The sequence below is a fragment of the Bacteroides salyersiae genome, assembly GCF_031172035.1.
GTDB classification, from domain to species: domain Bacteria; phylum Bacteroidota; class Bacteroidia; order Bacteroidales; family Bacteroidaceae; genus Bacteroides; species Bacteroides salyersiae.
This window is the reverse complement of the sequence record NZ_CP133452.1, coordinates 591,920-618,606: the sequence shown is the minus strand read 5'-3', so window position 1 is coordinate 618,606 and position 26,687 is coordinate 591,920. Positions and strand designations below refer to the sequence as shown.

Genomic DNA, 26,687 nt, shown 5'->3' with positions numbered 1-26,687 from the left:
ACTATACTATCCTCAAAAATACAATATATTGGGATTACTATTTAAGTTCTTCTGCATAAATATCTATAATTTTAAGCATTGCTACAATTTCATGTGCTGTAAGTCCAGTACATTCAATTCTTAAAATTTTTTCCCAATCTTCAAAATCCACATTCCAATGGCTTATTCGTGAACATTTATTCAAAATACTTCCGATTCGTTTTAAATCTGTCTTTTTGGATATGGACGTTCTAAATATGAACAGTAGATTATCCATAGTTAAAAACCATAACGAAAGCCAGCCATTACATGAAAGGCTCTATCGAAATTCCACTTTTCATTATTTCCCTTGAAGCTATTGGCAAAACCTTTCCAGCTTCTATCTGCGATTTTTACACTATGATAAATATCTGCTCCTATACCTAAATATATAAAAGATTTCTCCTTTATCTTAAACTCTGGACGTAAATAAGACCTTAATCGTGTTGAACCATAAATTTTAGACTCTCCGTCTTTCTTTATTACAGAGGATATTCCATCCATATCGTATGGCACTAAACTTAATTTAAACCTGTCTGTCAAAATTCTTGTTACAGACACTTTTAAACGGTTGGCTACCTCTACATCAATTTCGTATTTTCCTGTTGTTTTCCACTTCAAAAAAGTCATAGGCATAATAATGGGTGCACCGTATGAATTTGTTAAACCTGCTCCAATGCCAATATCTAAATTATCTCTTATTTTATATGCAAAAATTACTGCACCATTAGCTAAAATACTTTTGAATGATACATGGTTAGGTGAAGAATATACGCCAGCCCCAAGTGAAGCAATCAAATACCATTTATCGGAAATAGGACGTCGATGTGAAATATTAAAACTACAGTTAAGGATATTCTTAGGGTTTATATCCAGAGCTTCATCTTTATTATTCAAAACAGAATATACGCAGTTTATAGTGGCAGACCACGCTACTACTTGTCCTTTTTCATTCCTTTTCACAGAAAGAGGTAGCGTATATCTTCCTGAAATTTGAAATAAATCGCCTGAACCATGCTTTTTATCATCTTTATCCAATAAGTTTCTCTGTGGCGTATATCCTGTTTCTATAAAGCCTTGTGCTGAAAGATTGTGAGGGATAACGGTACACAATAACAATATCAGTTGTAATTTTGATACTGATAGTAATAATTTTCTCTTGCTTAAATTGAATGAAACCATACTTTAACTATTAAAATGTTTGTGCAAAAATAAGTATGGGTAAATTATAGAACAATGTAATTCAGATGAGTCGCAGAATAAGCAGGATGAAGTTTAGAATCAAACGGATGAAATGCAAAGATTTGTTTCGATTGGCAAAGTTTAGTTTGTGTTACTTTATATATCCAAGCTGAACTAAACTTATTTGTATAAAAAGCAAAACTGGCGAAAGAAAAAGCCTGTTTCTCTTTTCTCCAGTTTTGTTTTTGACATACTTTGTATTTTAATAGCTTGAGGAAGAAATGAACTCTTTTATTTCTTCTTCTGTTGGAAGTTCTATCCTATACTTCTGTACAAAGATATTTGGGTCTAATCCGGCAGTGGCATACTTTACTAATGTATCTCCCTTTTCAGTGCAAAGCAGAATACCGATAGGTGGATTATCATCCGGCTGCATCACTTCCGCTTTGAAATAGTTCAGATACATATTTAGTTGCGAAGCATACTCATGGTGGAACTTGTCTATCTTCAATTCTACAATAACATGACATTTCAAAATACGATGATAGAACACAAGGTCGGCAAAGAAATAATCTTCATCAATCAAGATGCGTTTTTGCCGGGCTTCAAAGCAGAAGCCATGTCCCATTTCCAATAGGAAGCGTTGCAAGTTGTCAAGAATGGATTGTTCCAAATCGTTTTCCGTCACTAATGCACGTTCATTCAACCCTAAGAACTCCAAAGTAACAGGTGTATTGATAACATCTTTAGGTTGTAATAAGGTTGCTTGTTGCTGGACTAAAGCGGAGAGGGCTTCTTTGTTTTTGGATAGTCCGCTACGTTCGTAATATAAAGATGCGATTTGTCGCTCCAACTCCTTTACAGACCAGCAGCCACGAATGGTTTCCATTTCATAGAAAGCACGTTTTACCGGATTCTCAATTCCCGATATAGTGTTTAAATGGGTGGAAGATAATCTATTGAATAATCTATCAGCCGGAATCATCCATGTTTCGGTTTGTGGGTATTCTGTTGATAGTTTCCAAATGCCATTTTCAGATTCGGCGGTCACCAACCGCCGAATTGGTTCAGTGAATTCAGCGGTCAATGACTGCCGAATTTGAATTTGTGATGCAATGTATTGTGTAACAGGTTCTTTTAGTTGTGGATAAACGAGGTACAGCCGCCTAAATTCACGGAATCTACGTTCATTCAGACCTTTTGTTTTCAGTCGTTGTTCCAGTTTTTTCAACAATTGTTCACCGTAGGCGGCACGGTCTTCTCCGTTCTGCTCAAACTCCACAATATAGCACCCCATAAGCCAGTTACGGGAAGTAAGGGCAAGGTTTACAGCGTGTGCGGCTTGTGCCTGCAACGTGTTCTGTATCGTGCTGATATGTTTTACTAATGCTTCAAAGTTCATAGTTACAAAGATAAGTCTTTTATGGTTAAAACTTTAGTTCGGGCAAGCTGTTTATTGCTTCCTCTTTCAATTTATCCACCGCACGGGTGTATTTTTCCGTATGTTTCAATCCGCTATGACCTAAAAGGCTGGCTACGGTTTTGATATTTGCCCCATTGTTCAGAATGTTCACGGCAAACGAATGTCGGGCACAATGCCAGCTTATATGTTTGTCTATTCCGGCTCTTTTTACCCAACGCTTTACAGACTTACAGCAGCTTTCGTATGAGGGCAAATCAAATATCAAGCAATCTTTGTCTGCCGGAGCTTCACCAATAATGGATAACAGACCGTCATTCAGAGGGATAACCACACCGCTGCTGGCTGAATGTCCCTTAGTCTTGTTTTGCTCGAACTTCAATAATCTATTGGCATAGTCCACGTTCTTATAAGTAAGGTCTTTCACATCGCAGAAGCGCAGACCGCAATACAGGCAAAAGATGAAAGCCCGTCTGACTGTCGGATTTTCATTATCATAATGGCAAGCCACCAGCTTTTGTATTTCTTCGGGAGAAAGTACATCTTTCCGAAGAATCTGACTATCCACTTTGCAGGTAACGCCTTTGCAGGGGTCTTTCAGCATAACATCATGGTCTATCGCATAGCGAATAACTTTCTTGAAACGCTGGAAAATGCTTTTAGCACCCTCGCCCACACTTCGAGATTGCAGATAGGCTACAAACTGTTCCATCATTTCTTTAGTAATGAATTCCGGTTTGATACTAAACTCATTCATTGGGTATTGCTCTTTTAAGAAGTCCTTAAAACGGCTAAGCGCAATTTGTACCATGCGAATATCTTTCTTGGTATAACTGTTGATATAGGCTTGGAAATAGTCTAAGAAATTGACTGTTCTATCTTTTTTCAACCGATAGCCCAACATACTTTCTTTAAACTCCTGCTCACGCTCCGCACGTATGCGCATGGCGAGTTCCAAAGTTTCTTTGTTCTGCTGGCGTTCCGCAGGGGTACGGGGCTTATCTATCAGATACAGACTAAGGTTTTCTTTTCGCCTGTTGTGCTTTACTGCAAACTTGGGCTTACCTTGCATCTTTCCACTATCATAGTACACTTGATTGCCGTTTTCATCTAATACGGGCTTTTCCTCTCTACCTAAATAATACTCTAAGTAAAGGCTGATTCTACCATCCGAGAGCTTATTTTGCTCTAACTTGGGGTTTTCTTTCGTTTTATTTTCTAACTTTGCCATTGTTTAGAGGTTTTATCCCGATTTAGGTACCATAACCGGGTGATTACGCTAAATAGTTGATTTTCTTTTGTTTTCCGATATCGCAAAGGTACAAAAGAAAATGATATTTCAAAGTGTACTAAAAGTGTACTGAATAACGGAAAATGGGCAAAATATGGCAAAAATAGAGAAAATAGGAAATATGCAAATTATTGATAATAAGGAAGATAAATTCTTTTGTTTTCCTATGATTTCTATGCCTTGTACCGGGTCTGGGTACTGAAGCGGAGAAAGTTGAAAAACTCTCTCCGTTTTTCTTTTCTACCCCTCGTAACTTGTTGGTTTGCTGATAGATTAAATGGGATCAACGTAAAAACCTGAGGGATTTTCTTTTTTAAGCATACAACATTTTCAGTCTATATAAAAAGAAAGCCTTATCTTTTACGCCTCTGAACTGTGCCCTAAACGCTTTGATCTTAGCATTGAACGATTCCGCCGCTGCATTGGTTGCCCTCCTTTCAAAGAAATTGATAATATTCAGATAGTGAGTCTGAATGGATCGTGCCAAAAACTTTTCCAAACAATAGGATTAGATAAAGGGTTCTTTACAGGAGTGAAATTAGCTCTGTTGAGTGTTTCGCCTATGCTCCTATATTCTCTCATTTGGGGAACTTGGGATGATTCTATTTCTCTTATGAAGTTATTCAATATAGTGGTTATAGGCGCTTTTTTTGAGGAGCTTTTTTTTCGAGGATTTCTGTTAGGACAGCTTTTTAGATATGCAAAATGGGGATTCATTCTTGCCGGTTTAATTGTTACTGTGATTTTTGGATGTGGACATTTATACGAAGGGACTGATATTGTATCTTCTATAATGGCAGGACTCGTTACCGGATTGGGAAGTCTGCTCTTCGGCTGGATATTTATAGAGTGTAAGTATAATCTGTGGTGTAGCATCTTTTTGCATATGTTTATGAATTTCGCGTGGAGTTCTTTTGCTATTGCTGATAATGAGGCTGTTGGGGATATCACGACTAATGTTTTTCGTATTTTAACGGTAGTAATGGCAATAATGTGGATTGTTATTTATAAAAGAAAAAACAATATTCCATATTATATAACGAAAGTAACTCTATGGACTAACAAATAATCTGACATTAGAGAATAAATTAAAAAACTGACAGACAGAAGGAAATACATTCTCTTTCCCAGTTCGTTTAGTCCTTTAGTCTTCAATTACTTCCCGACTTTTTTGAAAGTTGTTTACCGTAGGATGGGATCTATCTTATAGCTTATTATTTTCGTAATATTCCTTGTTGCCGTTCTTGTTCAAAACGGGCTACTCTTGTTTGCCTAAATAATATTCAAATAGAGACTTATCCTCTGTCTAAAAGTTTATTTTACTCTAATTTTGGGAGTCTTTCGTTTTATTTTCTATGGTTTGTTGATTACCTACCATCATATACATACAAGTGAAATACATCCCAAGGTTAAAATACGAAACTTCTGAGTGCTTCAAAAATATTATGGCAAAAAATTTTCATTTTGTTTGTTGGAGAGCGTCATTTAGTAATGATAAAAAATAACTTAGTATACATTAGGACGTTAGAAGAAACGTACAACTGAAGTTGTTAATTTGATAAGTACAGGCAGGAACTGTTTTTGGAACCGATGAGAGGCATTCCATACAGAAATACAGATGTAGATGATACTAAATGTTGTATATCAGCGACTTAGTTGTTCGTTTTGTAACCAAATAAACCGATATTCTTAGCTTGTAAGAATACGTGTTTAATGCTGTGTTAAACGCGTGTTCTTGTCAGCAGGAATAGGCTCCTTTGCAAACAAAGAACCTATGTTTTGTGGAGAAAGGAACGATATGTTGAAAACGGGAATTAACAATGTTAAAATCCGACGTGGGATATTCCCACTGTATACTATTTGATGATCCGTGAAAACTATTTACGTTTTTCTGTGAATGGTTGTAAGATTAATCGTTCTGTTTCTATGTAATTCATTATTTCCTTCTTTATTGTGCAAGCAAAATTCTCTGTAAAAAAACATCGAAAGTGAATGCTTAATCCGTATCTATTTCTTCAAAATCTGCGTGACCGATTGCAGGAAGGAAAATGTCTAATATATCTTTTGTTTTTAATTTTAGACTGTAAGTGTTTTCGCATGGGTGGCAACCTATATAGTCAGTTCTCATGATTTCTTTATCTATCAGTAGCTTTACTTTATTCGTATTGTCATAAATAAGCCCAAGAATACTAACAGCTCCGGGTGTTGTGGAAAGAAGTCTTTTCATGTCTTCATCGGAAGCGAAAGAAAGATGTGAACTATCTATTTGTTTAGCGATGCTTTTCGCTGATAATTTTTTGTTCTCCGAAAGTAGAAGTAGAAAATATTCTTTTTGTTTGTTTACCAAAAACAGATTCTTGCATGGTGTAACGTTTAACTTTTGTGCTATCATCGTGCCTTCCTCCATTGTCATAATGGGAGAATGTTCAAGGCTTGTGTAATCAATGCCTAACTTGTCGAGTGTATGATAGATTTCTGGTTTCATTTATAGCTCTGCGTTTACTTTTATTTTCTTAAAGGTTATGGATGTCATGTGTCATGAAAACGTTCAAGTTTTGCAAATATAATAAAAATGCAATTTGTCATAAATAACTTTTCTGAAATAGTCTTCAGCACGATGTACTTTCTCCATAGGACTTTCAATTTTTTGTTTTCTTGAGTACATAGTCTCTTTGAGCGATTGTGTGCAGAGTTGTTTTATGCGATGCTTTAAAATCTCGTAGAAATACAGGATGTTTTGTTTTCTTCGCAATCTTTGTTATATTTGAATGTGATTAAACTATTATCTATCAATTTATTATACTAACCAAAAGTTAAACGATGGAGACAGTAAGGACTTTCTCAATTGGAGCAGTCGTTGTTGCTGCACTCTCTTTGTATTCGCAAATTACAACACGGACACTTCACCGAAATTTAAAGCGGGCTCTCTTTCTTGTTTTTACTTTACACTTTTCCGTATTGGCCTATTGCCAGACTTATCCCTATGTCCGACATGATGTATTACCAAAGGATCATGTCTATCTCCGTGAGCCTCCCGGTATGGATCAGCCTGTAACGGATACGGTCGGTTCCGGGCCTGTAAATACCCTGTATATGATTGATAACAGTGATCCTAAATGGGTAAAAGTTGAAATTATAAAAACGATAGTAGTAGATGAATATAAGGGGATTCAAGATTATGAGGCCGTTTTTGTGCCACGGTATGCCGAGAGGGCAAGCTTTGAAGCAGCGACAGCGTGCGAGTATAAAGTGACCGAAGGAAAGGAGATTCTGCTTCGAGAACGTCCGAATATACAAAGTAAAGTGGCTGATACGCTGAAGTCCAATGCTGTTTTTCAAGTTATGGGGCCCCGTTCCCGGCAATGGGTGGAAGTCGGTGTGACAAAGTATGTGCATAAGTATAACCGCAGAGGAAAAATTACGGGGGTTGATAAGGTCGACTATACTTATTATATGACACAAAAAGATTTTAGCAGCAGTACTTATGCTAATGAAGTCGATCTTTCTGATTATGAGCCCGATCTGATAGAAAAATTTGGTGTAATACAAGAGAAGATTACCAAAACGGTTACCAGAACAATAGGCAGGCATATAGATAGTGAGGTTTGGTTCCCGTGGTTGGTGCTGGGCGGAATAGTGCTTTATTTTTTACTTTCTCTCCTGTTGACAAATACTCCCAGGCTTGCATTAGCGGTAAAATATCTGATACTTACGTTTGTTTTCCTGATTGAGGTGGTCTATATTGCCCTGTTAGGAAATGACTTTTGGTTCTGTGAACCCGAGCAGGTCGGATGGCTCAAAGCTATATTGTTTACCCTTGTGACGCTTGGGGTGGTTTTTGTGGAATTTAATCTGTTCTTCAGCTTATTGGCTGAAATGAAAACCGAAAGCCGTGATTTTAATACTTCGATCGGAGTTATACTTTTCACAGTTATTGCTCTTGTCATGTTCGTTTATGCGTTATTTTCGGGTGGGTTGAGTGATGAGGAAAATATGTGGCTGATCTACGCTTTACTCGGAACACAAGTGCTACAAGTAATAATCTCGGCAGTGCAGTTAAGGCGTTATCCGCTATTTGCGTTAATGGTGATCCTATTCATTCCTTTGGGTACGTTCGCTATTCTTCTTACGGCTTTGAGTGTATTTAAGTTTCTTGTCTTTTTTGCTATTATCGGCCTGGTTCTCGGAGGAATTGCCAACGGACGGACGGGGCGTCCCAAAAGCGGATATGGTTCTGAAGGCTGGGAGTTGGCAAAAAACTGTCTTCATTATATCCCGAGTGGTAGCGGGTACCGGCTTAAACATGGAGAGGGGTGTTCGCTGGTATATAATGGTAAATGTGAGTTTGGCAGAATGTAGTTTCACAGAACGATGCTTGCAGAGAAGAATGTTATTTCAACGTTATTTTTACGTTAACGTGGCATATTTCATCTCCATTGTTCGTTTCTGTGCGGACACCTGTTCGGAAACGAACGTATCCTTAAAATAAATATTTTCTGATAATCAGTGTTTTATGATTTTGGCACAGCTCTTGACTATATAAAAGCGAAGGCGGCTGATAAAAACCTCCGCCGATAGTCAAAGAAAATAATAACAATAAAAAAAATAACGATTATGAAGACAAATGTATTTTTCAAAGCAGTGGTAATGGTAGCAGTGGTAATGGCAAGTGTAATGAGTGCAAATGCAGGTAATCCCACCAATTATGTGAAGAATGATGAGATGAACGGTGAGCAGTTGGTAGTTAAAACGATCTATCGGAATGAAGACGGTCATCTGTTCCGCCACCTCCGCTACACGTATACTTATGATTCCGAGAACCGGGTGGTCTGTAAGGAAGCTGCCAAGTGGGACAGTGTAAAAGCATGCTGGACTCCTTATTTCAAACTGAATGTGTCCTATCATTCCGATGCCGTAGAAATGAATTATGCCCTCTGGAATACAAAGAGCAATTCTTTCGATAAGAATACGGAAAAGAGCACTTATGATTTGAATAGCGATGGTATGACCCGTCTTCTGGCAAGTACGAAATAAGAGAATACGAAACGGGTACATATGTAATACGGCTGTGAGGGGCAAACCTTTCGCAGCCGTATTTTTTGTTAGAGTTTTTATAGAGAGAGAATTTATTTATTTGTCGGCCATCAGGGCGTTGTTTCCATAAAGGATGGCGTGTTCTTTCGCTAAATTCCAGTTATTTTCTTTCTTATTCCACTCGTAGCTCAGATAATTAAAGCCTTGTCCGGTATTCGTAGTCTGATACACGGCTTTGGCTCTGGAATCGGAGTATGCCCCTGTTTTGTTATCCCATGCGGTGTATTCGATGCTTGTTTCCTGCGCATTGTACGTAATATTCAGGCAATATTGCTTTTCGAAAACTTTTGTGATCTCATTCCATTTCAGAACCTCTTTCTGCGATACATTTCCTTTATTGTCATAGGTATAGTTGTACTTCAGATATTGTTGGAGATACTTTTCGTTTTCCACTGTATATACGGTCTGACTTTCTACTTTTTCTCCGTCTGTAGTGGTGTTATAAGCAAACTGGGTGAGATTTCCGTTACTGAATGCATTGAATACGGTTGTCATTACGATTACTACTGATACTACTAAAGCTTTCATATGGCTCTTGTTTTTATGGTTTATATTCGATTTTTGTTTCTTTCGATGTTGCAAAGATAGGATAGCCTTGTATCATAGTATGTTATCGTAACGTTATCTTTACGTTAATGTTTTTCTTCATATATCTCCGGAATATTGCTTTGTTTTGGTTATTCCAGTTTTTTCAAAATTTGCCTGATCCAATTGTTCGACATGGCGTAAAACCAGGCCATAGGTACAAAACAAAACAGGAATCGTTTAGCCGAATATGCCAGAACATTTTGGATACTGTCCCACTTGTAGTCGATTTGGTAGAGAGCAATCATATATAAAGCAGACGAAATTAGGATCATCATCAGTATCGGGAGATTATCTCTCTTTTTTATTAAATACCAACTGTTCAGTATGAGTGATAGTGATAGGAAAGTAAAGGTCCAACCGTAATAAGTCGTATTCATAAAATGTAGTTTCATGTATTGCCAGATGATACCGGCTTTGTCCGCATCCCAATAAGGGTGAAGTATTGCGATGCTTTCTGCATATAAATTGGCCAGCTTCTCAAAAAGTATCCATAATAAAGCTGGAATGAAAGAAAAAAGTACAGGCATCGGACTTTTCCATGTTTTCTTTATTATTGCATCTATCGTAATAACGAATAATGCAGCCAGAATAAACACGATTCCATCCGTGCGGGTCCAGATATTCAGCCCCAGTGATAAGGCACCGAGATATAAGTCTTTTTTTTCTCTGTATTTAAACCAGATAGCTATATAAATAATTCCCAATGATGCACTGACGGCATGAATGACATTCGTGGCTGACAGTGATGAAAAGGCAAACATCTCCGGGGTAATCATCATGAAAAATACGGCAATGGCGGAACCTGTCTTGTTTATGACGCGTTTCATGCAGCCATAGAATGCTATCAGAAAGGACAGGTATATCAATGCCGGAATAAGTTTTGAGGTTTCCGCTCCCAATAGATATACGAATGCATAGCTTAATTGGACCATCGGTGCATATACGATATAGCTTCCTGCATTGTGAATTTGTGGCATATAATCTGCCTGGAATAAACTTAATCCTTTCAATGTATGTTCCTGTGCTATTACATAGCCTATGGTGTCGAATCCGGCAAGGCTGTCCCTATCGTAGGTCGGGAAATAGATGCATTTGGAAAAATTCATATATTCCAGATACACAATAAGCGCAATGAAGAAGAGCCAGATAAGATTATAATCAGATAATTTGAAAGAAAGGGGTTGCTTGTAGTATGCCATAAGCTCTTCTTTCCGCAGATATAGCGGAACCGATAAGATGATAATCAGAAAGAGACCGGCTGTCAATATACTTGTGGCGGTTAGTGGAATCCCCGACAGATCAATCAGAGCCATCATCATGGTTTCCAGTCCCAGTCCGACGGGAAAGGCAAGGCCTGCTTTTTCACTTGTAGAAAACCGGATCGAAATAAGATGGATCGTGAGAAATCCTATTATGAATAGGATAATTATTCCTAAGATAAGCATATGTTATTATTTGGTTTGAGGTTTTAGAGGTAATACGCCGTGCTGAAATTCTGTATCGACCGGATAAGGCAATTTTTCCATTCCTTTTCCGTTTACGATGGCAACATGGGTTATTTCATTCTTATATTTGCCGGTTTTCCGTTCACTTTCCAATATTAATTTACGGGGATACAGGAAACGGGTGGCGTAGATTTTGTTATCGATGTTTTGGGTGAATGGGCTGCCTTTCTCACGGAAATCTTTTGAGTCGGGATAAAGAATAACGGCATTTTCCGGTGTTGCCTGTTTAAGGTATAAGAGATATTCATAGCTGGTGCCGAGTTTCATCTGCATTTTCTGTTCAAAAGTCAGTTTGGGATACTTTTTGATTGTTTCCATATTGCCCCTGAGTAAGTTAAAATACACCCAGTGATATCCGGGTTGTTTGGAGAATGCATAAAATACTAAAAGTGCGGCAAGGATTAAAAAGGATACATTTTTTAGAAGCCTTCTTCTGTTTGTCACAGGCCGTGATTGGTAAGCGGTGTTTGCTTTACGCATGTTTCTGTATTGCATCGGTTGCCACTTGTTGTGGAATCGGAATTTGAATAGAATGCAGATTGCTTCAACCCCATCACACCATTTAATCTTTTTTCCCTCTTGCTTGGAACGTGGATAATAATTTATCGGAACTTCTTTTATAGCGTAGCCGCATCTGCGTGCCTTTGCGGTAATTTCGGGACAGAATCCGAACCGGTCATAGGTAAGCGGGATAGATTTCAACACAGATGCATCGAACATTTTGTAGCAAGTAGGTTCATCGGTAATTTTGCAGGAGAAAAGCAGACTTGTAATCAAGGAAATCAGTCTGCCGCCCCAATAGAAACTGTGATACGAATATTTATTATTTCTGTTTAAGAGTCTGGAGCCGTACACGATCTTGTACTTTCCCGATAAAATAGGTTGCAATAAGATTGAATAATCATTGGGATCGTATTCTAAATCGGCATCTTGTACGATGATAATCTCGCCTGTGGCATTGGTAATTCCGGTTCGTACGGCATATCCTTTTCCTCTGTTTTCTTTGAGCCTGATATATTTGATGTACATCTCGGAATGCGATTTCATTACCTGTGCCACTTTCTCGTCTGTGTGATCGGTAGAGCAATCATCGATGATGATGATTTCTTTTTTAATGGTTTCGGGTAAATCCACACGTATGATCTTTTCTAAAATTCCGACGATTGTTTTAGATTCGTTGTAAGCAGGTATCAGTATCGAGAGTTTTTTAATGCTATTCTTCGCTTGCTTTTTATTTTTCATGGTATACGCATTCATTCTTTTTTATTATCTATAAGTAAGATAATCTTTCCGGCAAAAGACTGCATGCCCAAATGATTTTACGGAGAATTTCTTTCTTTTTTATTCAACTCTTTACCAGCTAAAACGTATCCCGATAGGGATGGTGAAGGTCACCGGATGTTCTTTTCGGATGGTGCGTAGTCCGCTTCCGTCGGGAATGTAATAATTGAGAGTAGGCTCTACGTAAAAGCTGGTGTGAGGAGTGAAATGATATTGCGCACCCACACTTGCATTGATCGACCATTGGAGAGGTACGCTCAGTGAACGGTTGTCAATGTTGACTGATGCGCTGTCCATCATGTGCGAAAAGGTGTGGAGCGTTCCTTTCAGAGGAATATCTACCTGTATGCCGGCCGTAGAGTAGAATGAAAGTTTTTTGAAATTTCCCCAACGGTAGGAGGCACGTAGTGGAATGCCTATATAATGGAGCTTTTGTTTTTCCTGGATGCGGTATTCTTCTCCCGTACTGAAGTCCGATTTCAAAAAGGTATATTGCAATCCCGTTTCGAGACTCCAACGACTGTTTAGCTTTTTATTTATGGCAAGTCCGATTGTAATCGGAGAATCATGATGTTGGTATTCTACAATCCTTCCCTGATTGTTTTCGGCAATTTTCATCAGGGTAAGCGAGTCTCCTAAAGTTCCCTCTTGGTAACGGGTGTTCAGATAAGCATAATATTCTTCCCAAGTGCCTACTTGTTGGGGGAAGTCTGCACCTACTTCATCATCATGAGGGGTCGCGATCAATTTGTATAGATTCTGTGCTAATTGCGGGCCTACCGATCCTGCTAACATAAGTTTCCATTTCCCGGTTTTCCGGGTACGCTGGTGGGGTACAATCTTTTCTATCGGATATGTACCGGAGATCGTTGCGTCCGGTAATTTCGAATCGGACGATGGTAAAGGTATGCTTGCCGTAAGTTCACTTATAGGCAGGGTAGATGGAAGTGGCTCAGTATATACCGGCGGAGGAGTAATGGCCATATCGGGTAGTTGCCGGTATTTATCTTTGTGGCGAACAGGCTGTTCCGAGGAATCTGTCTGTTTGGTCTCCTGCTTTTTCTCTGCTTTTGTTTGGCGTATTACCAATTTCGACAGACAGTTTTGTTTTTTCCAATGATCATGAAAGTTGAACAATGGAATGAAGAACAGTAACAACAGGATGAGAATCAAGCGGTAATTGACGATCATCTTTTTTAGCAGGGCTTTTGCGCGATGCAGTTGAGAAGATGATGAATGAGGGGCTATATTCAGTAGATCGCCTATTTCTTTGTGGGATAATCCTTCGAGCACTGCCAGTTTGAAAACTTTTGAGTATCCTTCCGGCAAGCGTTCCACCAGTTCCATCATTCGGTCGTACGATATGAACTCCGTCACTAAAGGATTGTCTGCCGGTTCGTCTTCTTCGCACATTTCGGATAAAGGAACGGTGTAAGTAGAATTACTTTGATTGAGATACCGGAGTACTGTGTTCTTCATTATGACTCCCATCCAGCTTTCCAGCCTTTCAGGATTACGCAAAGAGCCGATAGAACTAAAAATAACAATGAAACCATCATGAAGCAGGTCTTGTGCAATTTGCTTGTCGGGCACATAACGAAGGCATATCTTCATCATCTTCCCCGAATAAGTATTGTAGAGCGAGTTTAGAGCCTGCTCATCTCCTTTTTTGCACAAATCTACAAAATCAGTTCTATCCATGTATGTATCACGACAATATTATAAATATGATACATAAAAATAGTAAAGACTGCATAAACCGGATAAATTTAACATTATAAAACGATCGGTCTTTTTGTAACAGTATGAAGTTGAGGAAAAATGTTGGTTATATATAATTACAAATGTTGAATATTAATTGAAATGTATAATTAGTTGATAAATAATGGATTATAATCTTTACTTTTTCGACATGGAGTTTCGATCTATTTCTCGTAGAGTTTCGGACTGTTCCTCGTAGAGGAACGGTTCGAAACTCTACGAGAAACAAATTTGTAACATTGCTTCTTGATGATAAATTGTGACGTTTTAGCTGTTACTGTTTTTGTGCTACCGATGGTCTGAAAGGTATATAGAGCACATAGTTGCATGCCACCGGTCGGCTTTCTGACATTGCCGGCAGATATTTGGGCATGCCCTTGACTATTCTCAGTGCCTCTTCTGCGAATTCCGGATGCGAGTATTGCAAGATATGTGCATTTGTCACATTACCTTCCCTGCTTACTGTAAACTGGCAGAGGGCATATCCTTTGATTGATTTCTCCAGTAGAGAAGGCGGGTAGGTCATGTGCTTTGCCGCATAAGTTTCCGGAGTACCCTCCGGAAATTGCGGTATCGCTTCCAGTTCTTTTCCGGATTCGATACTTTGCCACAGCCCGGCAGGAAAGATACCCGAATATTTCGGTTGTTTGTATTCATCGGGAAATGCTTTGTTTCGGTCGCGCAAATCTTTTAGCAATGTTTGAGTGTCTTTTATAATCATACTTTCCGGAACCTCTTTTCCTGTGGATAAGGCATAGGCCGATTCGCAGATCTGCACCAGACGGCCCATCAGCGTAGCACTATCCGGTGACCATTTTTTTCCTGTCATTACTTTTCCCTTATCGTTTGTGGCGCTAAAATAATAAGTGGTTCCGTCCAGTCCGGTGGTCGAACCGTCCATATCTTGTATCTGCCCGGTGGTTAGTTGCAGAAGTTCACCAAATGCCTGATAGAGTGCTTTGCTTATTGCCACGGATTTCCTGTTTACTTTAATTTGGTTCCTTTCTGCTTGCCAGCTATTTTGCGACAGTGTGTTCGAAACAAGGTAATATTTGCCACCTTGTACTTCTGTCGATACGGTGTATTCCGGTGAGAAAGAGGGCAAGGCGGTATATTGTGCGTAAGGCTGTTTGGTCAGTCCGGTGTTCAATAGCGAGAATACGTTGCAATAATATCCGCTTAATTCGTCTTTATATTTGGTGTAATCCTTTATAGGTTCCAGATAGTCGATTTGTCCCATCACCCGGCATGACAGCAGGAAAAGCAGGAGTAGAATCGTCGTTGTTTTTTTCATATCCGATGTTAGTTGAGAATGTTTAGATGAGCCGCTTTTCTGCCATGTATCTCCAGAGCGGGGCGGCGTGCAGTGATTGCATTATTTCATTGTTCAATAGTAGTTGTTTCACCTCTTCCAGTGTGAGCAGGTGTACCGTCAGGTCTTCCGTATCTTCCAGATGCTGTGGGGCTATGGGTTCCACGTCAGTTGCTAAAAAACAATAGGTAACGTTGGTATGTGTACTGGGATTGGGCGACAGTACCATGTATTCCTGCCAGTTTCCGTTTCCATATCCGGTCTCTTCCAGCAGTTCGCGTTGTGCGGAGACCAGCGGTGAAGCGTCTTCTGTTTCGCATACTCCGGCGCACAATTCATAGCAGGTCCGGGCAATTCCCGGTCGGTACTGGCGTACAAAGATAAAACGGTCGTCGCGGGTTATTGCGATCATGTTTACCCAGTCGGGATATTCGAGGATATAATATTCCGGTATGCGGTTGCCGTTGGGCAATTCCATGTCGTCACGGCGTACGGTGAGCCACGGACGGCGGAAAATATATTCACTGCTGAGGGTTTTCCAGACAGAATCTTTTGTCTTCATAAAATCAAAGTTTGGTACATCTGTAGGCAAAGATACTACTTTTAGCTTAATTTTAAGAAAATAACGCACTTATTTCTTAAATAATCATTTGAGAATGAACAGTCTATCGGTAAAAATGCTATATTCACAGTAAATAAAAAAGCGCGTTAAGTAATCTGAGCAAGAGATAGTATATACTATATATATTTTCTATTATTAATTACTTAAATTCATTTTTTATGGAAGTAAAGAAATCCAAAAGAGCAGCGATTGAGAACCAACGCGGTACTTGGTTGCTTATGGGTTTTGTAGTAGTGCTTGCTTTCATGTTCGTTACGTTCGAATGGACACAGCATGACATCAAAGTTGCTACCGGCTCGCTCGCCGATGAACCCGTTTTCGTTGAGACACTTCTCCCTATCACGTATCCCGAAGAGAAGCTGGAACCACCGCCCCCACCGGTTGTAAAAGTGGCAGAATTGCTCAATATAGTGGATGATGATGATCTGGAAGCAGATGCAGTGGTTTTGGGATTTGATGATTTTGAAGATCCGGTTGAAATAAAATACAGACCGGTTGTTGTAGAAACAGAAAACGAGCCAGTCGAAGATGAAATTCTTGTTACGGCCGAAAAGATGCCGGAATTTCCGGGTGGAAATGGGGCTTTGTTACAGTACCTTAACAAGAATATTAAGTATCCTGTTGTCCCCCAGGAACAGGGGATCCAAGGGAGGGTGATTATTCAATTTGTGGTTGACAAAGACGGAACGATTACCGATCCTGTGGTAGTGCGCAGTGTAGATCCTTATCTGGATAAAGAGGCGCTTCGTGTGATTAAAGCAATGCCGAAATGGAAACCGGGTATTCAGGGAGCCAGATCGGTTAGAGTGAAATACACAGTGCCTGTTACTTTTAGATTGCAGTAAGATCTTTTAATTGATTGGATGAATAAGCCGGCCCGGTTGTAAACGAGCCGGCTTTTTCGTGTTTTTTCCGGTAGCGGGCAACCGGTCGTTTTAATCTTCTGGCTTTTATCTCTTCTTATACACTTTGGCAAAGTCCAGATGCATTTTGTTCTGGTCTCCCCTTGTCGTAATTTTTATGGTATGCCTTCCGTAGGGCAACATGGGCGATTGATAGACTTTGTATTGATCTATCACTTCGTTGTTATCGAATCTCACTTTGAAATACTCGTACGGGCTGCCGTCGATCGAAATGTATGCTTTGTCTCCGGTGCCGATCCGGCCGTAAAGTTCTACCTGATTGCCGACAAATGTAAATTCGGCATAGTCGCTTTGGCGAGTGGAGCTGTGCAGGGTCCGCTTGTGCGCTTCCGGATCATCCGATACCGTCTTCCAATGCTCTCCGGTGTAGATGAAACGGTGTTCGCCTTGGGTTACCGCATCGTCGACAGTAGCCACTAACTGGGGTGCGGGGCCATGATTGATGATCTCGGCGTTTTTTAGGGTGAAGGTGCAGGCGGCACCTTCTACTTCGATTGTATGTTTCCCATAGCTTAATGCCGGACTTGCATAGACCAGTGCATTTGAAATGTTTCCCGTGCGGGCGGTGAAGTCGGCAGGCTGGTTTTGCTTTACCCCGTCGATGTATACGGTTTCTTTACCCCAGGCAGATTTTTTATCTCCGTACAGCCGTATTTGCGTACCTTTGAATTTGAGCGACACCCGGTCTTTTCCTTTCTTGAATTTACTCACATAGTAATTTTCCCCCGGTCCGTAGATGTTGAACTCGAAAATGCAGGCTCTCACTTTATCTTCCACCGGTTTACCATCGTGTATTCGGTGGTCTCCTTCGATATTGCCGATAAACAATTTCATATAGCGGGCCTTTACTCTTTTTTCATCTTTCTTGGGAGAGTTCCGGTCGCGGCTGTTCCGATGGTCGGCATAGTTTTCCCATCTCTTTCCGTCCTTAGAATACTCGATTCTGTATTCATAATATCTTGTGGGAAACTCCACAAATACCTCTGTCCTGTTGATCTCTTTAACGGCACCCAAATCGGCGCATAGCCATTGCTCCTCTCCAGCAAGAGAGTTGGCTACCCATTGGGTGACATTGTTCTGGTCGAAAGCTAAAGTTGCCAATTCACTGTTTTCCGAAGCGGTGGCGGTGACGTCGTAGGCAGCGGATAAATTCTCTTCCCAGTCGAGTTTGGGACTCATATATTTGTTCTTTACGCCGTCATAGGACGGAATGACCTCCTGAATAGTGCCATTGGCATTGAATGTGAGTTGCTCGATGCCGACCTGGCGTCCCGACTCGTTCACAGGGTTGTATGGAGTGATGTTCTGAGAATAACCTTGACGGTGATGTAGCAAATAGACATTTCCATCCGTGTTGGTGAAAATCATTCCATGCCCCGGTCCTCTTAGTTGCCGGCTTGGAGCCGGTTGGGCAATATGGAAATCTTCTCCGTAGGGGCCGTAGATGTTTGTACTCATCCGGTAGACGGTGTTATAGTATTCCCCTCCCATTTCCGAGTAGGTGAGGTAATAGATGCCGTCTTTTTTATAGAGGGAAGCGGCTTCGGAGGCGTGTTCGCCGTCACCGTCTTTGGTCATCACGATAGTGGGTTCTTTCACAAAGCCACACATGTAGTCTGCATCCGCAGGGTCGGTAATAAGTTCTCCGACGTATATCACCGAGGAGATTCCTTTTTGTCCCGGTCCGTTGAACGTCAGGTAGTATTTGCCGTCGTCATCGCGGAACACGTCGGCATCGTGCATTCCTTTATAGTTCCAGGCAGCTTTGGTGTGGATGGCATCTGCATTATCGTTTAGTCCGGCCCCCCGCACCGCTTTCCACGGTCCCTCCGGAGAGTCGGAGACGGCAACATGGGTTCCCGTTATGTCCCGTTGATAATAGAGATAAAATTTTCCGTCGGGCCCTTGAATGGCCATGGGAGCCCAAAGCCAATTGTCGTTGCTTGGAAACTGGTCCGGGTAGGTGAATGTTTTAAATTCCCAGTTGACAAAGTCTTTCGATTTCCACACCCCGAACGGACCGTTGTCGGCGAAAAATTTCACGTATTGGTCGGTTGAAGAGTAGAAATAGTAAACGCCGTTATGAATCAGCAAGTGGGTATCTGCGAAATAGCCGGGCACGAGTGGATTGCCTGCGCCTTTGTCCCATGGAGAAGTCGAAACGTCTGCGGGGGGTGGTAGCTTTCTGTTTTCCGGCCTTGCACCGTTATAAGGGCCGACGTTGACCTGCAGAACTGCTTTTAGGTTTTGAGGGTTTGTAAGGTCCGGATGTGATGTGTCGTCAATGAGAGGTGTCCCATAAATTTCGTAGACACCCGGTTTGTGCGAGCGGTAGAAACTGGCCGGCCTTTGGTCTCCCTCGAAAGTTCCCCTGTTCCAGACTACCGGGACAGATTGCTTTGTTCCGTCGTTTAAGATGGCTTCTATGTGGGAAGGAAGATAACCTTCTGTTTCATTGTTCTCGATGACGAATCCATACGGCACCTCCACTTTAAGTAACTTTGTAAAGGCTTCTATTGTTCTCTGGTCTGCTCCTTTGCCGGGAGCCGCATATGCGTGCAGGTGAATTAGTAAGCCGAGCAATAAATAGACAGGTCCTATACTTATGCAGAAACTTTTTTTCATTTTAATCAGTTAATTGTATTTTCAATCAATGCTACTCGTATATGGTTCTTTTCTTTGGTTTGTTTTAATACTGCAAAGTATGGTTTTTCCGTTACGAGAGTATTGCTGTTTAACTTAAATTGTGATTTTAAGCACTTTCAACGTTTGTATTCGGTTTGTTTTCTATCCCCTCCACTGTATTCCCCCTTTCCTGTTTGATTGCTCTATTCATCGGACCTGCAGGAAGGAAATGGTGGCGGAAGAAAAATGAAACGACGTGAAGGTAACCCTAAGCACGGTGCCGGTCTCCTTTGAGCACTATCCATACAGCCGGTAAGCACCGTGCTTATCCCTCCTAAGCACCATCCTTAGGAGGGGTTTGCACGGTGCATAGAAAGGCGGAGCGTTTTTCACCCTCTGTTGCCGGTGGATAGGAGTACTGTTATTCGTGTTTGCCGGTCGGTTGGCGGGCATGATGTTTATATCATTTCTACCCCTTTCAAAATGGCTGGAAAGGCGTTTTGAAGAAATCTCCTCCCTTTTTGAAGATTTTTTATCCCTCAAAAAATCTCTTTGTTTTTGCTGCTTCCCCTTTTGCACAAATAATAATCCTTTTGTATTATTCAAAGCCATATCTTTGCGTTGGTTCATTTCGATGGTTTTTTATGAGAGTTGCTGCATGGCAAAAACTATGATGTTATATTTTAAATAGAATACAGATATGAAAAAAGAAATCTTATTAATCTTTTCTTTATTATTAAGTATCAACATATCCGCGCAGTGGAAACCCCAAGGCGAAGAGATGAAAACAGTCTGGGGAGAAGCATTGAATCCCGATGCCGTGTGGCAGGAGTATCCGCGTCCGATTATGGAACGGGGCGACTGGAAAAACCTCAATGGACTTTGGGATTACGCCATCCTCCCTAAAGGAAAAACCGAGCCTGCCGCTTTTGACGGTAAAATACTGGTTCCTTTCTGTGTAGAGTCGAGCCTTTCAGGAGTAATGAAAAGAATCGATGAAAATCAGGAACTTTGGTACAAACGGGAATTTTCCGTTCCTTCCCAATGGAAAGGGAAAAATATCAAATTGAACTTTGAGGCGGTAGATTGGAAAGCGGACGTCTACGTCAATGATATAATGATCGGTACGCATACCGGCGGATTTACCCCTTTCTCTTTTGATATTACTCCTTATTTGAAGGATAAAGGAAATCAGAAGCTGGTGGTAAAGGTATGGGATCCTACCACTGCTTCTTTCCAGCCCGTGGGAAAACAGATGATTCAGAATCATCTCATATGGTACACTCCGGTAAGCGGTATCTGGCAGACGGTGTGGATGGAGCCGGTCAGGGAACAGCACATCGAGCAAGTGGCAACAGTGCCCGATATTGATAAGGAAACGCTGACGGTGAAGACTCGGACCACTGGTTCGAAAGCCGCCTATGTGGAAGCAATACTCAAGGACGGCAAGAAGATTGTGGCCAGTGGTAAAGCGGTTGCCGGAAGCGAGATTTTGCTTTCTGTGAAATCTCCTAAACTATGGGATACCCACAACCCGTACCTCTATGACCTCGAAGTAGTGTTGTATAATAATGGTAAGGAAACCGACCGTATAAAATCTTATGCTGCCATGCGTAAGGTATCTGCCCAAAGGGATAAAGACGGTTTCATGCGTTTTCAGCTCAACAACAAAGACATTTTTCATTTTGGTCCTCTCGACCAAGGATGGTGGCCCGACGGGTTGTATACTCCGCCATCGGACGAAGCAATGCTGTATGACGTGCAGAAAACAAAAGAGCTCGGCTTCAATCTGATCCGTAAGCACATAAAGGTAGAGCCTGCCCGGTGGTACACCTATTGTGACCGGATGGGAATCCTTGTTTGGCAGGATATGCCGAGTGGAGACGCCTATCCAAAGTGGGAACCTTTCGTGTATAACGGTGGCGAAGAAGTGAAACGTTCGGCCGAATCCGATGCCACTTATCGCAAGGAGTGGAAAGAGATCATGGACCATCTGATGCCTTATCCCTGTATTCAGGTATGGACACCCTTCAATGAGGCATGGGGGCAGTATGACACGGAAACTATTGCCGAATGGACAAAGAAATACGATCCCACCCGTTTGGTGAATCCGGCAAGTGGCGGCAACCACAGGGCGTGTGGCGATATACTCGATATACACCATTATCCCGACCCGAAATTGCCGTTATTCGATTTGCAGCGTATCAATGTGGTGGGAGAATATGGCGGCATACTTCGTACCATCGAGACCCATTTGTGGAAAGCGGAAAAAGAGGACGCCTATTGGGACAACAAGAAAATAACGACCGAACAGCAGGCCACGGATACCTATCTGGAATACAACGAAATGTTGAAAGCGCTCATAGCTAAAGGACTTTCGGCTGCCGTGTACACACAGACCTCAGATGTGGAAGTGGAAGTAAACGGATTGATGACCTATGACCGGAAGGTGAATAAGTTTGATGAGTCCAGAATTACCCAATCGAACATGCAGATATCCAATTGGTTTAAATAGCGGGCGAATAACGATAGTTGATTTTTTAGAGGGAAACGTTTTTAGGGGAATAAAGAGGGCGGTCATGGCTCCTGGTTTTTTAGGTTAAGATAGGAAGATGTTTTCAGTTTTTGGGATATGATAACTCCGGCAATTGATGAAGGTTGCCGGAGGTCATTTCCCCTTTTTCCGGAGTCAGCTGTTTTGCTACTGTAAAAAGCGATGTTGATGCACGATAAATACTCCAACCATTAGATTTATAAGTTATGATGAAAAAGATAATAGTATATGTATGCGCATGTTTGCTTCTTGTTTCCTGCGGCAATTTTACATCGGAGAACACGAGAAGCAGGCAACTCCTCGATTCCGGATGGAAGTTTTACCGTGGAGAAGCTAATGCCGAGCAGCCCGGTTTTGACGACAGTTCCTGGCGTACCGTCGATCTGCCGCACGATTTTAGTATAGAAGATATTCCGGGAACCGGATCACCCTTTTCACCCGATGCCGTGTCGGGCATCAACGGTGGATTTACGGAAGGGGGCATCGGATGGTATCGCAAAAACATCTTCGTCCCCTCCTCGCAAAAAGACAAAAACTTCGAATTGTATTTCGAAGGAGCTTATATGAACACCGATGTCTGGATCAACGGCCGACATCTGGGCAATCATCCTTATGGATACACCCCGTTTGTGTATGATATAACCGACTATCTCGCCTACGATCAGGACAATGTGATTGCTGTACAGGTGAAAAATGAGGGCAATAACAGCCGTTGGTATGCCGGATCAGGTCTTTATCGCCACGTGTGGCTTACAGTAACCAATCCGTTGCACATCATTACTCACGGCACTTATATTACTACACCCACAGTGACCCGCGAAATGGCGGAGGTGGTTGTGGAAACCTCCATTGTAAACAACTATCCGTCGGGAAACGATGTTGTGATCGAGACGGTTATTACCGATGATGCAGGTAACCGGGTGGCTTCCATAAAAGCCGACAAGAAAATCAATGCCGGCAATACCGATGTATTCACTCAGAAGACGGAAATCGAGTCGCCGCAACTTTGGTCGCCCGATACCCCTTATCTGTATAATGTGACTACCCGGATTTATGCGAATAACCATCTGGAAGACGAATATAAAAGTACTTTTGGAATCCGTTCCGTATCCGTGGATGCTCAAAAAGGGCTTCTTCTCAACGGTGTGCCTCTGAAACTGAAAGGCGGATGTGTCCATCACGACAACGGGCCTTTGGGAGCGAAGGCTTACGATCGGGCCGAAGAACGTAAAGTGGAGTTGATGAAAGCGAATGGATACAATGCCGTGCGTGCCTCCCATAACCCACCTTCGACTGCTTTTCTTAATGCCTGCGACCGGTTGGGGCTGCTTGTTATCGACGAAGCTTTCGATATGTGGGAGCACGGTAAGAATCCGCAGGATTATCATCTTTATTATAAAACGAATTGGAGAAAAGATGTTGAGGTTATGCTGAAAAGGGATCGCAACCACCCTTCTGTTATCATGTGGAGCATTGGAAATGAAATTCCCGCCATGCAGATGGAAGAGGTGGTCAATAATGCCCGGATGATGACCAGCTACATCCATGAGTTAGAGCCTACCCGTCCTGTGACGGCAGGACTCAACAATCTGGGTGAAGAACTAAACGCCTTTATGGAGGTTCTCGACGTGTGCGGCTATAATTATGCCGTAGGCGGATATGCTGTCGGGAAATATGCAATGGACATCCGTAATCATCCGAAACGTGTGATATATGGCTCCGAGTCTTATGCTTTCGATGCCTGTGATGCCTGGGCGGATGTAGAGGCCAATACGGCTGTGATAGGCGATTTCATATGGACGGCGATAGACTATATCGGTGAGGCCAGCATCGGTTGGCACGGGTATCCGCAAAGTAACAGCGTATATCCCTGGACGCTTGCCTACTGCGGGGATATCGACATTTGTGGCTGGAAACGTCCCCAATCTTACTATCGGGATGCATTCTGGTCGGATGAACCGGTCGTTTCTTTGTTTGTCCATTCTCCCGTTTCATCCTTTGAACCTTTGAAGCGCGAACGCATTAATTGGAGTCGTTGGCATTATAAAGACCTTGTGGCCAAATGGAACTGGCCCGGGTTTGAAAATAAATCTTTGAAGGTGGAAAGCTATTCGTCGTGTGACAGTGTCGAACTCTTCTTGAACAACCAATCTTTGGGAATGAAAGAAACGGGACGGAAGTGTAAATACATGGCAACATGGCAGGTTCCTTATGCACCGGGCGAGCTAAAAGCCGTAGGTTATAAAGCCGGGAAAAAGGTATTTTCTGCATTGGAAACCAATGCTGTAGCGTCCCATTTAAAATTATCGGCAGACCGGAATGCAATATTTGCGGATAATCAGGATTTAAGTTATGTGACAGTAGAGCTTCGTGATGATTACGACAGGCTTGACATCGATGCGGAGAATTTGATTGACTTCGAGGTGAAAGGTCCTGCGGTGATAGCCGGCGTGGGAAATGCGAATCCGGTCAGTCTCGAAAGTTATACCCAACCCCGGAGAAAAGCATGGAGAGGGAAGTGCTTGGTAATTCTGAAATCGACCGCAGATGCCGGAGAAATCACTCTGACGGCAACGACTCCCGGCATGGAAGCAGCCAAAATCACCATTGAAAGTAAGTAAGCAATCAGATTAAGAAAATATAAACCGATCGTATCATGAATCATAGAACCCAATATATCGCATTCGTTTTGTTTTGTCTGCTGGCAGGTACTGTTCAGGCAAAAAAGTGGGGTGTTAAAAATGCTCCGTTGCTCACACCATGGAGCGAAAATATAGATCCGCAAAATGTTCTTCCCGAATATCCCCGCCCCATGATGGTACGGGATGAGTGGAGGAACCTGAATGGTATCTGGGAATTTCAACAAGGGTTCGAAGGGGATAAAGTACCATTCAACAAACGCCTTTCGGATGAAATACTGGTGCCTTTCCCATGGGAGTCACCTTTGTCGGGGATACGGCAACAATTCTCCTCTTTCAGGGGATGGTACAGAAAAAAGGTTGCGATACCTCAAAACTGGAGCGGACAACGGGTGCTTCTTCATTTCGGAGCTGTCGATTGGGAGGCTGCGGTCTACGTCAACGGGCACTGTTTGGGGAAGCATCAGGGAGGTTTCGATGCGTTTAGTTTCGATATAACCAAATACCTCGTTCCGAAAGGCGAACAGGAAATTATTGTTTCCGTCTACGACCCCACCGATACCAAGCCGATTGCCATCGGCAAGCAATGGCGTCCGTGGTACGACGATCCGCAATGGTGCCTTTACACTCCGAACTCCGGCATATGGCAGACGGTGTGGCTGGAAGCAGTACCCGAAACCTACATAACCGATATAAAAATTATTCCTGATCTTGATAAGAGCCGGTTTGATGTAAAAGTGACCTCTTCTGAAGTGAGTAAGTGTCCGGTACGTGTCAATTTCAAAGCGGAAGATGTGGTGGTTGCCACTGCCGTGGGAGAGACCCTTAGGGATATTCCAGTGCATGTGTCCGTTCCCCGTCTCTGGTCACCTGCCGATCCTTATCTGTATGATGTGAAGATAGAGCTTCTGGATGAAGATAAAAAGGTGGTCGACCGCATCGAAAGTTATGCGGGAATGCGTAAAATATCTGTGGAAGTATTCGATAAGATACCTCGGCTCTGTCTGAACGGTGAACCGCTTTACCAGCATGGCCCTCTCGATCAGGGATATTGGCCTGATGGCATCTTTACTGCACCGTCCGACGACGCTTTGCGGTGGGATATCGAAAACATAAAGGATTGGGGATTTAATATGATACGCAAACATATGAAGATAGAACCCCAACGGTGGTATTACCATTGCGATAAGCTCGGTATATTGGTATGGCAAGACATGCCTTGCAGCAATGGAGACCTTACACGTTCTGAGACGGATAAGGTGCAATTTGAGACGGAACTGAGTAATATGGTGTATCAACATTGGAGTCACCCCAGTATTATCATGTGGACCGTATTTAATGAGCATTGGGGATTGTACGATGTGGACAGGCTCACGGAAAACGTAATGTCGCTTGATCCTTCGCGGCTGGTAATGGGCAACAGTGGGATCGATGCAAAAACTCCCCATGTGGATTATGAGGTAGGGCATATCAAAGATAATCATTCTTATTTGCCGCCAACACTTCCTCTGATAAGCAGCAAGCGTGCCACGGTGAATGGCGAATATGGCGCTTTGGGCTATTTCGTGCCCCGTCACTCTTGGAGCGATAATGGCAAGTACATGCATGATTATTACAAAGATCAACCGGACAAGAAGCTTGCCGCTACCAATGAGTATGTGGAGTTCATGGATAAAATTTACGGCTATATCGCTAAAGGACTTAGTGCCACTGTCTATACTCAATGGACGGATGTGGAGAATGAGGTAAACGGGCTTTATACATACGACCGTAAAATCATTAAGCTGGATAAAGAGCGGGTGAAGTCTGCCAATATGAAATGTTACCAGATTCCGTTGGCCCCTGCGCCTAGTAAATAACCGGTTTCCATCG

20 protein-coding genes and 1 pseudogene are annotated in these 26,687 nt (G+C 42.1%); 7 read left to right on the top strand and 14 right to left on the bottom strand.

Annotation, left to right across the window (positions count from 1 at the left end; genetic code table 11):
* Positions 1 to 37 precede the first annotated feature (37 nt).
* The 5 genes and pseudogenes from RB604_RS02470 to RB604_RS02450 all read right to left on the bottom strand — a co-directional run.
* Positions 38 to 256 (bottom strand): hypothetical protein, encoded by a 219-nt coding sequence (locus tag RB604_RS02470; RefSeq protein WP_044093701.1) that lies wholly within the window; start codon positions 254 to 256, stop codon positions 38 to 40.
* A gap of 2 nt (positions 257 to 258) precedes the next feature.
* Positions 259 to 1,200, bottom strand: a complete 942-nt coding sequence (locus RB604_RS02465; protein ID WP_007480002.1) for a DUF6268 family outer membrane beta-barrel protein — start codon at positions 1,198 to 1,200, stop codon at positions 259 to 261.
* A gap of 262 nt (positions 1,201 to 1,462) precedes the next feature.
* Entirely contained in the window at positions 1,463 to 2,602 is a 1,140-nt protein-coding gene (locus RB604_RS02460) for a PDDEXK nuclease domain-containing protein (protein ID WP_007480003.1), read from the bottom strand.
* A gap of 25 nt (positions 2,603 to 2,627) precedes the next feature.
* Positions 2,628 to 3,851, bottom strand: a complete 1,224-nt coding sequence (locus RB604_RS02455; protein WP_007480004.1) for a site-specific integrase — start codon at positions 3,849 to 3,851, stop codon at positions 2,628 to 2,630.
* A gap of 373 nt (positions 3,852 to 4,224) precedes the next feature.
* Positions 4,225 to 4,398, bottom strand: a pseudogene (locus tag RB604_RS02450) (transposase); the annotation flags it as partial.
* 45 nt (positions 4,399 to 4,443) lie between these two features.
* On the opposite strand from RB604_RS02450, the gene RB604_RS02445 reads away from it, so the two are divergent.
* Positions 4,444 to 4,980 carry a CPBP family intramembrane glutamic endopeptidase gene (locus tag RB604_RS02445; protein WP_244881808.1) on the top strand — a complete coding sequence of 179 codons (537 nt, stop codon included), beginning with the start codon at positions 4,444 to 4,446 and terminating at the stop codon, positions 4,978 to 4,980.
* Positions 4,981 to 5,907: 927 nt separating this feature from the next.
* On the opposite strand, the gene RB604_RS02440 is transcribed toward RB604_RS02445, so the two are convergent.
* Positions 5,908 to 6,396 (bottom strand): prolyl-tRNA synthetase associated domain-containing protein, encoded by a 489-nt coding sequence (locus RB604_RS02440; protein ID WP_055293690.1) that lies wholly within the window; start codon positions 6,394 to 6,396, stop codon positions 5,908 to 5,910.
* A gap of 335 nt (positions 6,397 to 6,731) precedes the next feature.
* On the opposite strand from RB604_RS02440, the gene RB604_RS02435 reads away from it, so the two are divergent.
* On the top strand, positions 6,732 to 8,270 hold the full coding sequence (locus RB604_RS02435) for a hypothetical protein (protein ID WP_007480006.1): 1,539 nt from the start codon (positions 6,732 to 6,734) through the stop codon (positions 8,268 to 8,270).
* 255 nt (positions 8,271 to 8,525) lie between these two features.
* Positions 8,526 to 8,945: a DUF3836 domain-containing protein gene (locus tag RB604_RS02430; RefSeq protein WP_129647627.1), complete on the top strand. Its 420-nt coding sequence runs from the start codon at positions 8,526 to 8,528 to the stop codon at positions 8,943 to 8,945.
* A gap of 96 nt (positions 8,946 to 9,041) precedes the next feature.
* On the opposite strand, the gene RB604_RS02425 is transcribed toward RB604_RS02430, so the two are convergent.
* The 6 genes from RB604_RS02425 to RB604_RS02400 all read right to left on the bottom strand — a co-directional run bounded on the left by RB604_RS02425 (position 9,042) and on the right by RB604_RS02400 (position 16,014).
* Positions 9,042 to 9,557: a DUF3836 domain-containing protein gene (locus RB604_RS02425; RefSeq protein ID WP_373133404.1), complete on the bottom strand. Its 516-nt coding sequence runs from the start codon at positions 9,555 to 9,557 to the stop codon at positions 9,042 to 9,044.
* Positions 9,558 to 9,682: 125 nt separating this feature from the next.
* Positions 9,683 to 11,038 carry a glycosyltransferase family 39 protein gene (locus RB604_RS02420; RefSeq protein WP_005928890.1) on the bottom strand — a complete coding sequence of 452 codons (1,356 nt, stop codon included), beginning with the start codon at positions 11,036 to 11,038 and terminating at the stop codon, positions 9,683 to 9,685.
* A gap of 6 nt (positions 11,039 to 11,044) precedes the next feature.
* Positions 11,045 to 12,340, bottom strand: a complete 1,296-nt coding sequence (locus tag RB604_RS02415; protein ID WP_224203505.1) for a glycosyltransferase family 2 protein — start codon at positions 12,338 to 12,340, stop codon at positions 11,045 to 11,047.
* Between the two features lie 111 nt (positions 12,341 to 12,451).
* A complete protein-coding gene (locus tag RB604_RS02410) occupies positions 12,452 to 14,080 on the bottom strand; it encodes a sigma-70 family RNA polymerase sigma factor (protein WP_055293685.1) in 1,629 nt (542 codons plus the stop codon).
* A gap of 334 nt (positions 14,081 to 14,414) precedes the next feature.
* Positions 14,415 to 15,434 (bottom strand): energy transducer TonB, encoded by a 1,020-nt coding sequence (locus RB604_RS02405; protein ID WP_055293683.1) that lies wholly within the window; start codon positions 15,432 to 15,434, stop codon positions 14,415 to 14,417.
* A gap of 22 nt (positions 15,435 to 15,456) precedes the next feature.
* Positions 15,457 to 16,014 carry an NUDIX hydrolase gene (locus RB604_RS02400; RefSeq protein ID WP_044097459.1) on the bottom strand — a complete coding sequence of 186 codons (558 nt, stop codon included), beginning with the start codon at positions 16,012 to 16,014 and terminating at the stop codon, positions 15,457 to 15,459.
* A gap of 218 nt (positions 16,015 to 16,232) precedes the next feature.
* On the opposite strand from RB604_RS02400, the gene RB604_RS02395 reads away from it, so the two are divergent.
* Positions 16,233 to 16,919, top strand: a complete 687-nt coding sequence (locus RB604_RS02395; RefSeq protein ID WP_005928904.1) for an energy transducer TonB — start codon at positions 16,233 to 16,235, stop codon at positions 16,917 to 16,919.
* A 105-nt stretch (positions 16,920 to 17,024) separates the two neighbouring features.
* Here RB604_RS02395 and RB604_RS02390 read toward each other — a convergent pair whose 3' ends face one another.
* Both RB604_RS02390 and RB604_RS02385 read right to left on the bottom strand, forming a co-directional pair.
* Complete coding sequence (locus RB604_RS02390) at positions 17,025 to 19,622, bottom strand: family 43 glycosylhydrolase (RefSeq protein WP_007480012.1); 2,598 nt, start codon at positions 19,620 to 19,622, stop codon at positions 17,025 to 17,027.
* Between the two features lie 297 nt (positions 19,623 to 19,919).
* Positions 19,920 to 20,234 (bottom strand): hypothetical protein, encoded by a 315-nt coding sequence (locus RB604_RS02385; protein ID WP_129647621.1) that lies wholly within the window; start codon positions 20,232 to 20,234, stop codon positions 19,920 to 19,922.
* 88 nt (positions 20,235 to 20,322) lie between these two features.
* Between RB604_RS02385 and RB604_RS02380 the strand changes: the two genes are divergently transcribed.
* The 3 genes from RB604_RS02380 to RB604_RS02370 all read left to right on the top strand — a co-directional run bounded on the left by RB604_RS02380 (position 20,323) and on the right by RB604_RS02370 (position 26,674).
* Positions 20,323 to 22,137: a glycoside hydrolase family 2 protein gene (locus tag RB604_RS02380; RefSeq protein ID WP_007480015.1), complete on the top strand. Its 1,815-nt coding sequence runs from the start codon at positions 20,323 to 20,325 to the stop codon at positions 22,135 to 22,137.
* 245 nt (positions 22,138 to 22,382) lie between these two features.
* Positions 22,383 to 24,797 (top strand): glycoside hydrolase family 2 TIM barrel-domain containing protein, encoded by a 2,415-nt coding sequence (locus RB604_RS02375; RefSeq protein WP_007480017.1) that lies wholly within the window; start codon positions 22,383 to 22,385, stop codon positions 24,795 to 24,797.
* A gap of 35 nt (positions 24,798 to 24,832) precedes the next feature.
* Positions 24,833 to 26,674, top strand: coding sequence for a glycoside hydrolase family 2 protein (locus RB604_RS02370; RefSeq protein ID WP_007480018.1), 1,842 nt, complete (start codon positions 24,833 to 24,835; stop codon positions 26,672 to 26,674).
* The last annotated feature ends 13 nt before the right edge of the window (positions 26,675 to 26,687 follow it).